Source organism: Corallococcus sp. M7, from assembly GCF_054512695.1.
Genome location: NZ_CM137252.1, coordinates 5356954 through 5369669 on the forward strand (window position 1 = coordinate 5356954; position 12716 = coordinate 5369669).

The 12716-nt window shown below is 70.7% G+C and carries 11 protein-coding genes; 8 read left to right on the plus strand and 3 right to left on the minus strand.

What is annotated here, in order from left to right; translation table 11 throughout:
• The first annotated feature begins 42 nt into the window (after positions 1-42).
• The 8 genes from ACX114_RS21180 (at position 43) to ACX114_RS21215 (ending at position 10098) form a co-directional block, all read left to right on the plus strand.
• Entirely contained in the window at positions 43-1056 is a 1014-nt protein-coding gene (locus ACX114_RS21180) for a CPBP family intramembrane glutamic endopeptidase (protein ID WP_459287212.1), read from the plus strand.
• Between the two features lie 78 nt (positions 1057-1134).
• The gene (locus ACX114_RS21185; RefSeq protein ID WP_459287214.1) at positions 1135-1614 is read left to right on the plus strand and encodes a hypothetical protein; all 480 of its coding nucleotides are present in this window, start codon (positions 1135-1137) and stop codon (positions 1612-1614) included.
• 154 nt (positions 1615-1768) lie between these two features.
• Positions 1769-2866 carry a 6-phosphofructokinase gene (locus tag ACX114_RS21190; protein ID WP_459287216.1) on the plus strand — a complete coding sequence of 366 codons (1098 nt, stop codon included), beginning with the start codon at positions 1769-1771 and terminating at the stop codon, positions 2864-2866.
• A 22-nt stretch (positions 2867-2888) separates the two neighbouring features.
• Positions 2889-4943: a protein kinase domain-containing protein gene (locus ACX114_RS21195; RefSeq protein ID WP_459287218.1), complete on the plus strand. Its 2055-nt coding sequence runs from the start codon at positions 2889-2891 to the stop codon at positions 4941-4943.
• Positions 4940-5938: a tetratricopeptide repeat protein gene (locus tag ACX114_RS21200; RefSeq protein ID WP_459287220.1), complete on the plus strand. Its 999-nt coding sequence runs from the start codon at positions 4940-4942 to the stop codon at positions 5936-5938. The genes ACX114_RS21195 and ACX114_RS21200 overlap by 4 nt, the downstream gene beginning before the upstream one ends.
• A 22-nt stretch (positions 5939-5960) precedes the next feature.
• On the plus strand, positions 5961-7859 hold the full coding sequence (locus ACX114_RS21205) for a sigma 54-interacting transcriptional regulator (protein ID WP_459287222.1): 1899 nt from the start codon (positions 5961-5963) through the stop codon (positions 7857-7859).
• A 20-nt stretch (positions 7860-7879) separates the two neighbouring features.
• Positions 7880-8464 (plus strand): hypothetical protein, encoded by a 585-nt coding sequence (locus ACX114_RS21210; protein WP_459287224.1) that lies wholly within the window; start codon positions 7880-7882, stop codon positions 8462-8464.
• Positions 8461-10098 carry a carboxypeptidase regulatory-like domain-containing protein gene (locus ACX114_RS21215; protein WP_459287226.1) on the plus strand — a complete coding sequence of 546 codons (1638 nt, stop codon included), beginning with the start codon at positions 8461-8463 and terminating at the stop codon, positions 10096-10098. The genes ACX114_RS21210 and ACX114_RS21215 overlap by 4 nt, the downstream gene beginning before the upstream one ends.
• Positions 10099-10110: 12 nt before the next feature.
• On the opposite strand, the gene ACX114_RS21220 is transcribed toward ACX114_RS21215, so the two are convergent.
• The 3 genes from ACX114_RS21220 to ACX114_RS21230 form a co-directional block, all read right to left on the minus strand.
• Positions 10111-10620, minus strand: coding sequence for a hypothetical protein (locus ACX114_RS21220; RefSeq protein WP_459287228.1), 510 nt, complete (start codon positions 10618-10620; stop codon positions 10111-10113).
• Between the two features lie 99 nt (positions 10621-10719).
• Positions 10720-11745, minus strand: coding sequence for a tetratricopeptide repeat protein (locus tag ACX114_RS21225; RefSeq protein ID WP_459287230.1), 1026 nt, complete (start codon positions 11743-11745; stop codon positions 10720-10722).
• A 130-nt stretch (positions 11746-11875) separates the two neighbouring features.
• A complete protein-coding gene (locus ACX114_RS21230; protein ID WP_459300223.1) occupies positions 11876-12613 on the minus strand; it encodes a hypothetical protein in 738 nt (245 codons plus the stop codon).
• Positions 12614-12716 lie beyond the last annotated feature (103 nt).

Consider the following 12716-nt stretch of genomic DNA (forward strand, 5'->3'; position numbering starts at 1 on the left):
GTCGGGCTCGACGGGACGGGTCCAACCGGTATGCTCCGGAACATGAGGAATCCCCGGAAAGAAACCCTCACGTTCATCGCGGTGACGCTCGCCGTGAGCTGGACGATGGCCGTCCTGTTCATCACGGGCGGCGAGACGCGCGAGTCCGTGTGGCTGATGCGCTGGATGATGTGCGTGCCCGGCATCGTGGGACTGGCGTGCTCGTGGTTCTTCCGTCGCGAGGCCCCGTCCGCGGTGGGCTTCTCCTTCCCCGGCTGGAAGTGGTGGTTCCTGGGACTGGCGCTGCCCCTGGCCTACGCCGCCGTCATCACGCCGCTGGCCTATGCCATCCGGTTCGTCACCGGAGACGCGTCCTTCATCACGTACCAGCCGGAGCTGCTCAAGGGCCCGTTCGGAGTGACGGGCGTGGCGACGGTGCCGGTGATGATCCTCCTGTTCTGGGCGATGACGGTGACGTGGTGGCTGGCCGCCGCGTCCGTGCGCTGGCGCTGGGTGGAGAAGCTGGGCGCGAAGCTGCCCGAGCGCTGGCGCTGGCTGCGCCATGGCTTGTTCGCGCTGGTGTGGTCGCCCGTCGTGGGCTTCGGTGTCCCCAGCGAGCTGGGTGAGGAGGTGGGCTGGCGCGGGACGCTGACGCGCTGGTGGATGCACCGGCCGGCGCTGGCCGCGGCCATCACCATGCCGGTGTGGGCCGCGTTCCACCTGCCCCTCATCTTCTCCAAGGCGCAGCGCGGGAACGTGGGGCAGAACGTGACGTTCCTGCTGTCCATCGCCGTGGCCGCGGTGGTGTTCGCGCAGCTCTACATGGCGTCGCGCTCCATCTGGCCGCCCGCCCTCTTCCACATCAGCTGGAACCTCATCAACCCGCAGCTCTTCGGCAGCGTCTACAACGGCCGGCCGGGGCTCTTCGGCGGTCAGGTCTGGGTCTTCAACGGCGAGGGCGTCTTCGGCGTGCTGCTCCACGGGGTGGTGGCCGTGTGGCTCTTCCGCCATTGGAGGCGGAGCGCCCGGGCCGAGGAAAACGCGGTATTGCCGGAGTCGTCCGCCACGCCCGCCTGAGAGGCCTTGCGGCCTGCCGAGCGCAGGCTTTTCCGCATGTGACATCCCGGGTGGGCAACAGTTACTCTGCCGCGCGAGATGACCCCTGCCGCCCGGGCCGACATGGAAGCACGTGCCGACCGCGCCCTACGCCGGGGTGAGCTGGCGGAGGCGTTCGAGCTCTTCGAGCACCTGCTCGCCGCCTTTCCGCGCGAGGAGGCCCTGGCCGCGAAGCTGGCCCACCTGCGCGACAGCCTCCAGCCGGAGGAGCTTCAGCTCCTGAAGAACCGCGTGCGCGAGCCCCAGCGGCTGCCGCTGGGCCCGCCCTCGCCCATGCAGGAGGGCGAGCGGCTCTTCACGTTGGGTGACTACGTGGGCGCCGCCGCCGCCTACCGCCGGGCCCTCCAGGAGCGCCCCGGCAACGAGCTGGTGCTGGAGCGGCTGGAGGAGCTGTACCGGATGGCCCGCGAGATGCCCGTGCAGTCCCCCACGGACCGGGCTCTTCCCGCGCAGAAGGAGGATCGCCTCCAGGCCCTCCTGGACCGGCTGGCCTCCCGGCGTCGCCTCAAGCGCGACTGAGGGGCCGCCCCCGCGTCCCTGCGAGCGCGGATCCGACGTCAGCGCTGATTCGCGCGTTGCACCCCCCTGGGGTGGCACCTACAATCCGCACCGACGTTGCTGTCATAGTGTCGCCCGTTCCCACTGACACCCGCGTCCGACTTTCATCGTTCCTATGGCTCGACCTCTTCGACTCGGCGTCCTCACCGGCGGTGGTGATTGCCCGGGACTCAATGCGCTCATCCGGGGCCTCGTGCGACGGGGTGTGCACGAGTTCGGCCATTCGTTCGTCGGCATCGAGAACGGCTACATGGGCCTGGTGGAGCCGGAGCTCGTCCGCCCGCTCGGTGTGGAGGACACGCGCGGCATCCTGCCCAAGGGCGGCACCATCCTCGGCACGTCCAACAAGGCGAACCCGTTCTCCTACCCCGTGCGTGAGGGCGACGCCTGGGTGGATCGGGACGTGTCGGATCAGGTCCTGCGCCGCTGCGAGGAATTGCGGCTGGACGGACTGGTCGCGATTGGCGGGGACGGCACGCTGTCCATCGCGCACCAGCTGGCGGAGAAGGGGCTGAAGGTCGTCGGGTGTCCGAAGACCATCGACAATGACCTGTCCGGCACGGACCAGACGTTCGGGTTCGACACCGCGCGGCTCATCGTCACGGAGGCGCTGGACCGGCTGCACTCCACCGCGGAGGCGCATGACCGCGTGATGGTGGTGGAGATCATGGGCCGCCACGCGGGCTTCCTCACGCTGGAGAGCGGCATCGCCGGCGGCGCGGACCTCATCCTCATCCCGGAGATTCCGTACCGCGTGGAGTCCCTGCTGGAGACGCTGAAGCGGCGGGCCACGCGGCGGCGCAGCTTCTCCATCATCGCGATTTCGGAGGGTGCGTATCCGGAGGGCGGCACGCTGTCCGTGCTGGCGGAGGCCGCGGACATCCCGGGCCGGGGCGTGGTGCGGTTGGGCGGCTCCGGCAAGGTGTGCGCGGATCTGCTGGCGCGCCACATCGACGCGGAGATCCGCGTGACGGTGCTGGGCCACCTGCAGCGCGGCGGCAGCCCGAGCGCGGCGGACCGGGTGCTGGCCACGCGCTACGGCTGCAAGGTGCTGGACCTGGTGCGGGACGGACAGTGGGGGCACATGGTGGCGCTCAGGAACAACGACGTCATCCCCGTGCCGCTGAGTGAGTCTCGCAAGGAGCGACGCGTGGACGTCCAGGGGGACCTGGTGCGGTTCGCGCGGAGCATGGGCATCGGGTTCGGGGACTGAGGGGAGCGCGCGCACGCACGCCATGACGCTCGTCGGCCGCCATATCGGTCGCTATCGCATCCTGGAGGAGCTGGGCTCCGGGGGCATGAGCGTCGTGTACAAGGGCCTGGACACGGCCCTGGACCGCGAGGTCGCGGTGAAGGTGCTGCATCCGCACCTGGCCGGCAAGGACGAGTCTCGGCGGCGCCTGGCGCGCGAGGTCCGCGCGGTGGCGAAGCTGCACCACCCGAACATCCTGGAGGTGTTCGACTTCTCCTCGGCGGAGGCGCACGACGCCTTCATCGTCACGGAGTACATCCGGGGCCGCACGCTCAAGACGTACCTGGACGAGGGCCCGCTGGAGCCGCCGGAGCTGGCGGCGATGATCATCCACGAGCTGGCGGCGGCGCTGGCGCACGCGCACGAGGCGGGCGTCATCCACCGCGACCTGAAGCCGGAGAACGTCATGGTGCGCGAGGACGGGGTCCTCAAGCTCATGGACTTCGGCATCGCGCGGCTGCTGGACATCGAGGACCGGATGACGGTGACGGGCGCGCTGGTGGGCTCGCCCGCGCACATGTCGCCGGAGATCATCGAGGGCCTGGAGGCAGGGCCGGAGGCGGACGTCTTCAGCCTGGGGATCATGTTCTACGCGCTGATGACGGGCCGGCTGCCCTTCACCGCGTCGAACACCACGGCGACGCTCAAGCGCATCCTGGACGGGGCGTATGAGGACCCGCGCCGCCGCGTGCCCACGCTGTCGGACGAGTTGGCGGAGATCTGCGCGACGTGCCTCCAGCGCGATCCGGCGCGGCGCTATCCCAACGCGGGGAAGCTGCGCGACGCGCTGGCGGATGCGCTCGCGGGGCTGGGCTTCTCCCGCGTGGGCGAGGAGCTGATCTCCTTCTTCGCGGATCCGCCGTCGTACCAGCGGCTCGCGCGTCAGCGCATCGTCGCGGCGCTGCTGGAGCGCGGGGAGCGGCAGCTCGCGGAGAAGCGGACGCCGCGCGCGCTGGCGTGCCTCAACCACGTGCTCGCGCTGGACGCGACGAATGAACGGGCGCTGGGGCTGCTCAAGGGCATCCAGCGTCAGCAGCGGCGGCGCACGTGGCGCAGGCGCGGCATCCGCGTGGGCATCGGGGCGGGCGTGGCGCTCGCGTTGGGGCTGGGCGGCTGGCAGGCGTACCGGATGAACGCGAGCACGCCCGAGACCCCGAATGTGCGGACGGCGGATCCGCGCGCGGATGGCTCGAAGGCCCCGGGTGCGCAGGTCGCGGCTGGCGCCGCTGCGTCCGATGGAACGCAGGGCACGAGGGGCACGGGTAGCCCGAACGGCACGCAGGGCACGGGTGGCACGGCGAATTCGCCCGACGGCACAGGCACGGGGAGCATGGCGGCTTCGCCCGATGGCACTACGGGTTCTCCCGACGGCATGGGCACGCTTCAGGGCGCGCAGGCCACGGGCTCGCGTCCCGCCGGTGCTCAGGGCACGGGCGGCACGGGCACTCCCGGCCGGGACGCACTCCTGCCTCCTCCCGACCTCAACCCTCGCGTCCCCTCCCCTCCGGATCGCACGCCGTCGCGCCCCATGGTGGTCGCCAGCCTCGACCCGCAGGACGACTCCAAGCCCGCGCGCAACGGGAAGATCCCCGTGTCCATCCTCGTGCGCCCCTACGGCTCCATCCGCGTGGACGGCGGCCCCGCGGGCACGCAGCAGCTCGCGCAGCACGACGTGCACCTGTCCCCCGGCGAGCACACCGTCACCGTCTCCTGCGGCTACTGCGAGGACGCCACGGAGACCATCCACGTGAAGCCGGACGGCGAGAACGTCTTCCGCCTGCGTGCCCTCTTGAAGGCCTCGCAGCTCGCCATGGACTACCAGCCGCCGGACGCCACCGTGCGCGTGGGCGACGTGGAGCGCGCCGCGAACGAAAGCCTCCAGCACCCCTTCGACATCCGCTCCCCCCGCGGCCCCGCCAGCTTCCAGCACCGCGTGGAGGTGGAGATCTCCTCCCCCGGTTACAAGACCGAGAAGCGCGTCGTCCTGCTGGAGCCCGGCAAGCCCACCACCCTGCGCGGGAGCCTGGCGCCCGAATGAGCCGAGGCCCGCTGCTGCTCACGTTCCTCCTGCTGGCCGCCCTGCTCGGCCCCGCGTCCGCGCGCGCCCAGACGCCCCTGGGCGCGGATCCGGAGGTCGCCGCGCTGCGCTCGTCGTTCGAATACGGCAAGTACGCGGAGGTGCTGGAGCGCGCCGGCCAGCGCATCGACCGGGGCGACCTGCCGGAAGAGGACCTCGTGGAGCTGCACAAGCTCGCGGGCCTGTCCGCGTTCAACCTCAACAAGACGGACGAGGCCGAGCGCCACCTGCGCGCCGTGCTCCGGCTGGACCCCGACTTCAGCCTGGACCCCTTCGTCGTCCCGCCCCCGGCCGTCGCCTACTTCGAGGACCTCAAGAACCAGATGTCCGGCGAGCGCGAGTTCCTCCGCCAGGAGCAGCGCCTGCGCCTGGAGCGCGAGAAGACCGAACAGGAGCGCCGGGAACAGGAGCGCGTGGCCCTGGAGACGCAGCGCCGCCGCGCGGAGGAGCTGGCCCGCCAGGTCACCGTGCGCACCCTGGAGAAGCGCAGCTTCCTGGTCAACTTCGTCCCCTTCGGCGCCGGCCAGTTCCAACAGGGCCGCAACGGCATGGGCATCGCCTTCGCCGCCACCGAAGGCGTCATGGCCATCACCAGCATCATCGCGTTCTTCGCGTACGACTCGCTCTTCGAGGAGCGGCTCATCAACCTGGACAACGTGCTGGATGAAGATGGCCGCGCGTCCATCCCGGTGCGCTACATCCCCACGGACCGCGCACGGCAGGCGGACACCTGGCAGTTTCTCAGGCTCGCCTCCGCCACCGGCTTCTACACCGTCTACGCCCTGGGCGTGGTGGACGCCGTCTACCACCACGAGGACCAGGTGGTGACGAGCACCACCGTCGAGTCCCGCCCCGAACCGAAGCCTTCTCCTTCCGTCTCCCAGGCCGCACCGCCGCGCGTGCGGCTGTACTCCACCCGTGGTGGGCTGGGCGCCGGCGTCTCCCTCACGTTCTAGCCCCGAACCACAAAGTCCGCCCATGGCCAGCCTCACCGTCCGCACCCCCGATGGAAAGGTCCGCACGGTCTCCCTGCTCAAGCGCATCACCAGCCTGGGGCGGGGCACCGACAACGACGTGCCGCTGGAGGATTCGAGCGTCCCCGCCAGCGCCCTGCACGTCACCTTCGACGGCACCCGCTACGAAGTGGGCAGCCTGGGCGCCACCTTCCACGTCAATGGCAAGCGCCGGGACAACCACGCGCTCGCCACCGGCGACGTGGTCAAGGTCGGCGGCACCGAGCTGACCTTCTCCCGCGAGGACGCACCCCGCGAGCCCGTGCGCCGCGAGGTGCCCGAGCGCGAGGTGTCCCTCCCCTCCGCCGCCACCGCGTCGTCGGACTCACACACGGCGGAGCTGCCCGGCGTAGTGGGCCGTGAGCTCGTCCTGCTCAAGCGGCTCACCGCGTTCAGCGAGCGGCTCTTCGGCAGCTACGACGTGGACCGCATCCTGGAGAGCCTGCTGGACGAGGCCATCGAGGTCACCCGCGCCGACAAGGGCTTCCTCATCCTGATGGAGAGCGGCGAGCCGCGCGTGAAGGCCGCGCGCAACGTGGCCCGGGAGAACATCGAGGACGCGGTGGAGAAGCTGTCCGACTCCATCATCGCCAAGGTGGTGAAGGATCAGAAGGCCATCATCGTCGCGGATGCGCTGGACGCGCCGGAGTTCAAGGCCAGCGAGTCCGTGGTGAACCTCAAGGTCCACTCCGTCATGTGCGTGCCCGTCATGCACAAGGGCGACCTGTTCGGCGTGCTCTACGTGGGCAATGACCGGCTGGTGAACCGCTTCGAGCCCAAGAGCCTGGACATGCTCACGGTGTTCGCGGCGCAGGCGTCCCTGCTCTTGCAGAACGCGCTGCTCGTGAACGACCTGAAGCTCGACAACACGGAACTGCGCCGCAAGCTGGAGGACCAGCGCTACGGCGACATCGTGGGCGCGTGCCAGGGCATGCGGGACGTGTACAAGCGCATCGACAAGATCGCGCCCACGGACATCTCCGTCCTCATCACCGGTGAGACGGGCACGGGCAAGGAGCTCATCGCCCGGGAGATCCACCGCCGCTCGCCGCGCACCAAGGGCCCGTTCATCACGGTGAACTGCGGCGCCATCCCGGAGAACCTGCTGGAGAGCGAGCTGTTCGGCCACGCCAAGGGCGCCTTCACCGGCGCGGTGGCCACGCGGCCCGGCAAGTTCCAGGCGGCCATCGGCGGCACGCTCTTCCTGGACGAAATCGGCGAGATGCCGCTCCAGCTCCAGGTGAAGCTGCTTCGCGCGCTCCAGGACAAGGTCGTCTACAAGGTCGGCGAGAACCGCGGCGAGCCGGTGGACATCCGCGTGGTGGCCGCGACGAACAAGATCCTGGAAGAAGAGGTGAAGCGGAACACGTTCCGCGAGGACCTCTACTACCGGCTCAACGTCGTCACCGTGAAGCTGCCGCCCCTGCGCGAGCGCGGCGAGGACGTCATCGTCCTGGGCCGCTTCTTCCTCCAGAAGTACGCGCGTGAGTTCAACTCCAAGGCGCGCGGCTTCACGCCCGCGGCCGCCGTGTCCATGAAGAAGTACGGCTGGCCGGGCAACATCCGCGAGTTGGAGAACCGCCTGAAGAAGGCGGTGGTGCTGGCGGACAAGCCGCTCCTGGGCGCGGACGACCTGGACCTCAAGCCGGAGAACCTGGAGCCCATCATGCCGCTGCTCCAGGCGAAGGAAGAGTTCCAGAAGCGTTACATCAACGAGGTCCTGGCCCGGAACAACGGCAACCGCACCAAGACGGCTAAGGACCTGGGCGTGGACCCCCGCACCATCTTCCGCCACCTGGAGAAGCTGGAGGCGGAGAAGACAGGCGGTCCGCTTCCTCCCGACGAGAACGAGGAACTGCTATAGCGTTCCCTCCAAGCCACGCCATGCACCGTCACGCGACGCGACAGTCCCGGGGCATCCTCCAGCCGCTGGTGGCGGCCCTGGGGCTCGCGGCGATCGCGACGGGCTCCGGGTGCCTTATCCCCCAGGACGTGGCGCTCTTGGAGAGCCTGCCCGAGTTCAGGAACCGGCCGCCGCGCATCCTGGAGGAGCAGGTGGAGCCCTCCGAGCGCATCCTGCGCGCCTTCGGCGTGGGCAGCTGCACCCAGGACTTCAACGTGGTGGTGGAGGACCTGGACGTCGACGACCGCATCACCGTGGAGTGGTACGTGGACTACAACCCGTCCAACCCCACGGGCTACTACCGGCAGATCGTCCTCGCCAACACCGGCCAGCCGCGCCGCGACGACCGGGGCACGCTGCGCATGGACCTGCGCTCGGCCAACAACCCGCTGGCCCCGCCGGGCATCCACCTGGTGGAGGCGTTCGTCACCGACCGGCACCTCACCAACCGCCAGCCGGATCCGCCGGACGAGGTCATCCTCGCGGACGGCGGCGTGGTGAAGAACCCGGGCTTCGTCACCTCGTACTCGTGGGTGGTGAACACGGTGGCGGGGGACTGCCAGTGAGGCGCGCGCTCCGGGCCCTGGCGCTGGCGCTCGGGCTGACCGGGGCCGGGTGCGGCTTCTTCGAGGAGGAGCCACCCCCGGAGCAGCTGGTGTGCCGCTCCGACGCGGAGTGCGCCGCCGGCCAGGTGTGCTTCGTGGATGGCTGCGGCAACCCCGGCGGCGACATCGTCGTGGAGGTGCAGCCCCATCCCAAGGCGGGCCTGCTCGCGCAGGACTTCCCGGTGGACCGGCTGCGGGCGGAGCAGAACCTGGAGCTCTTCAGCCCCGTGCGCCTGATGGGCACCGTCACGCGCGGCACCACCGCCACGCCGGACGGCGGCACGGCCCCCATCCCCTACCGCGCCCCCATCCACCTGCTGGCCACGGGCGACAGCCGCCTCATCCCGGGCGTGGCGCGGCGCTTCGAGACGACGCTCACCCCGGATGACGGCGCGTGGGTGCTGCCCGTGGGCAGTGGCCAGTACACCGTGACGCTCACGCCGGTGGACCCGGCCCTGCCGCCCTTGTCGCGCGACGCCTTCGTGGATCCGTCCTCGGGCGGCATGGTGGCCTTCGAGCTGCCCATCGCGGCGCGCGTGGTGACGCTGACGGGGACGCTGGTGCTCCAGGGGACGAAGCGGGTGGACGCGGACATGGAGGTGCAGGCGCTGGATGAGTCCCTGCGCCCGCTGTCCCAGCGCGCCCGCGTGGCCCGCGACACGGGCGCGTTCCAGCTGGTGCTGGGCGCGGAGGATGCCCGGCGCGCCACGGTGCTCGTGCGCGCGACGCCCGTGAACGCCGCGGACCTGGTGCCCTGGAAGACCTTCGTGGTGGACCCGTCCACCACCTTCCCCATCCCGCTGGAGCTGGGCGACCCCGGCGCGGCCGTGAAGGTGGAGGGCCGCGTGCTGGAGATGGACGGCCAGACGCCCATGGCCGGCGCGCGCGTGTCGCTCCAGGGCCGCGTGGCCGGCGGGGGCACCTTCAAGGGCATGCCGGTGCTGACGGACGCTCAGGGGCGCTACCAGCTTCAGTCCCTGCCCGGCGTGGCGGAGGCCCCGCTCACGCTGGTCGTCGTCCCGCCGCCCAGCTCGCTGTCGCGCCTGACGCCCGTGACCGTGACGGTGGCGGCGGTGGACACGGTGCTGCCGGACGTGACGTGCCCGGAGCGCATGACCGTGGTGGGCAGCGTGAGGAACCCGGAGGGCACCGGCCCCGCGTCGGGCGTGCGCGTCGTGGTGGAGCCGGTGGGGGCCCTGGAGGGCTACCCGCAGCCGCCCCTGGGCTTCGAGTCGCCCCTCACCACCAACAGCGACGGCAACTTCGCGCTGGCGCTGGACCCGGGCGAGTACCGGCTGGACTTCCTGCCCGGGGAGAACCTGCCGCGCGTCAGCCGCTTCGTCACCGTGCCGGCCGGCACCGCCGACTCGGAGGTGATGACGCTGGCCGCCTTCACGCTGTCACGGGGCCGTTCTCTGAGCGGCCGCATCACCCTGCCCCCGGACCCGGCGCTGGCGCCGGACGGAATCGCGGCGAACGCGTCCGTGCGCTTCTTCCGCGTGGTGACGGTGGGGGGACGGCCGGAGTCCATCCTGCTCGCGCAGACCGTGTCCGACAGCACGGGGCGCTACTCCACCGTGCTGCCCACGCGCTGAAAGCGAGCGTGTCTACCGGCCGCTGTCCTTGCGGCGCGCGGTGTCGAAGGCGGCGTGCAGCGCGTCCACCGCGCCGCCCACCTCGCCCGCGTACTGCACCGCGTGGATGGTGTAGAGGTCCTGCACCCGCGTGAGGTGGCGGTACACCGAGCGCAGCTCCACGCGCGCCGGATCCCTCGACTCCAGGGCGCACTCGGACTCGGACTTGCGCACGCGCGTCAGCCAGTCCGTGCGGAAGCGCATCCACTCCTGGTCGACCTTGCGGGCGGGGAGGACGTGCACGAGCTTCTCGCGCTCGGACTCCAGGTCCTTCCAGTGGGCATCCGCGGCGTCCAGGCACTCGCGCACGGTGAGCGGCGGCGTCACCGACGGGGGCCTGGAGGGCGTCATCGCCGCGACGGAGTGCCCCACGTTCCAGAGCATCCACAGCGAGACCAGCGTGGCCAGCGTGATGTGGACCGCGTACGCGGCGCCACGGTAGCGGCGGAAGCGGGGGTCTTTCTGCGAGTCGGGAGCGGACACGGGGCCCAGGTCTTACGACCCTGGACCCCGGGTGGCAATGCTTCCCTTGCACACCGTCCGGAAGGCGAACCCTCCGACCGGACGGCGGCGGTGTGGGGACTACTGGCCCGCGGCGGGGGCGGCCACGGCCGGAGCGGCCTGGGGCGCGGCGGCCGGAGCGGCGGCGGGCACCGCGGCGGCGTCACCACCGGCGGCGGCGCGCTTGGCGGAGCTCAGGCGGCCGCGGAACTGCGACAGGTACTGGGTGGCCGGGTACGTGGCCAGCGCGTCGCGCACCGTGTCCGCCGCCTTATCGAACGCGCCCGTCTCCTGGTACGACTGGGCCAGCAGCAGCATGGCGTAGTCACGCGTCTTGGACTTCTTGTCGCCTTCCACGAAGCGGGCCAGCAGCGGCACGGCCTTGTCGTGCTGACGCAGCTGGTTGTAGGCGGTGCCCAGGAAGAAGGACGCGTCCAGCGCCTCCGCCTCCGCCGGGTTCATGGCCAGGAAGCGCGACAGCTCCTCCACCACGGCGGGCATCTCGTTCTTGCGGAAGGCGATCTTCCCGCGCTCGAAGGCCGCGTCGCCCGTCTCGCGGCGCAGGATGGCGGCGCGGTCGTTGAGGGCCTGTCGCTCCAGCGAGGACAGCTTCTGCGTGTCCAGCTTCACCAGCGCGTCGATGCCCTTGAGCCGCTCGTCACCCGGCAGCGTGGTCATCATCTTGTAGACCTCACCCGCGGCGCGCTGGGCCGTCAGGTGCGCGGTGGTGTCCGCGCGCTGCTTCTCCAGCTGCGTGGAGAGGTCCGCCACCTGCTTCTCCAGCCGCTCGCGCTCGTTGGTGTTGCTGGAGCTGCGCGCGCCGTTCACCAGCACCGCGCCGCCGACCGCCAGGATCGCGAAGAGCGCGTAGGCCACCGCCGAGGAGATCCACTGCCGCTTCTGGAAGTCCTCGTGACGCTTGCCAACCGCCTTCACCTCCGCGTGGAGGTTCTTCAGCAGGTTGTCCGTCTTGATGACGAGGTTGCGCGACTCGATGACCTCGCGGCGGAGCTCGGAGAGTTCCTTCTCGACGTCGGTCTTCGGCTGTTCAGAGGGGGGCATGGACATCTTCCTGGGACCGGAAATGACTTCGGCCGACTCACGCATGCTAGGGGACTCTCCGGGATGAGGGGCGGGTTCTTTTTCCGCTCCCCAACAGGGCCCTTGGTGCCCACCATTCCCCGGAAGTCCCTGCTCCGCGTGCTCGCCTGCTCTCGTGTTGGAACTTTCCGCGCGACTAGAAGTTGGTCAGCGGCCGGGAGGGATCTGGCGGGAACGTGTAGGTGATGCCGAGCGCGAACCAGTTGCCGCCGTGGCTGAAGCTGAAGGGCCCGGGCCACTTCGCCGTGTCCGGAGACTCCACGGGGCCGCGCAGGAACATGAAGCGGTACTCGGCGGTGATGCCCCACTTCGCGGACAGGCGGAGCGTGGCGCCGAGCGAGCCCACCCAGGCCTGGGAGACCTGCTCCTTGATGGACGAGCCCTCGCGCGTCGAGGAGACGACCGTGGGCCCCGTGAGCACGCCCGCGAAGGGCACCAGGCCCTGCGGCCCGATGTCGAGCACGCCCTGGAAGCGGACGCCGAGCAGGATGCCGTACGACAGGGTGCTGACCTTGCGGGACACGGTGGTGCCGTCGGGCCCGGGCTCGGACAGGCGCAGGGTCTGCGCGGAGCCGAGCAGGTCGATGCCGATCTCCACCAGGTCCGACATCGCGTACGCGAACGTGGCCACGCCCACGGGCCCACCCGGGGACTTCGGCGCGAGCTCCAGGCCGTTGCCCGGTCCCTTGGTGCCGTACCAGGAGTCGTAGAGCGTGTTGTTGGAGGTGAGCCGGTAGCCGGCCTGCACGGTGATGCGGCCCACGCCATTCAGGTCGGTGGGCGCCTGATTCGCGCTCCAGTCCCCTTCCTCCTGGGCAAGGGCGGAGGCGGGCGCGGTGGCGAGGGCGAAGACGAGCGGCAGACGGCGGAGCATCAAGGCGCGGATCCCGGGGCTTTCTGCCGGCACGGGCGCTCGCGGCCCGGTGCTACAGGCGTGTCGCACACCGTAGCCGGGGATGTTTCCGCGTCAACTTTCC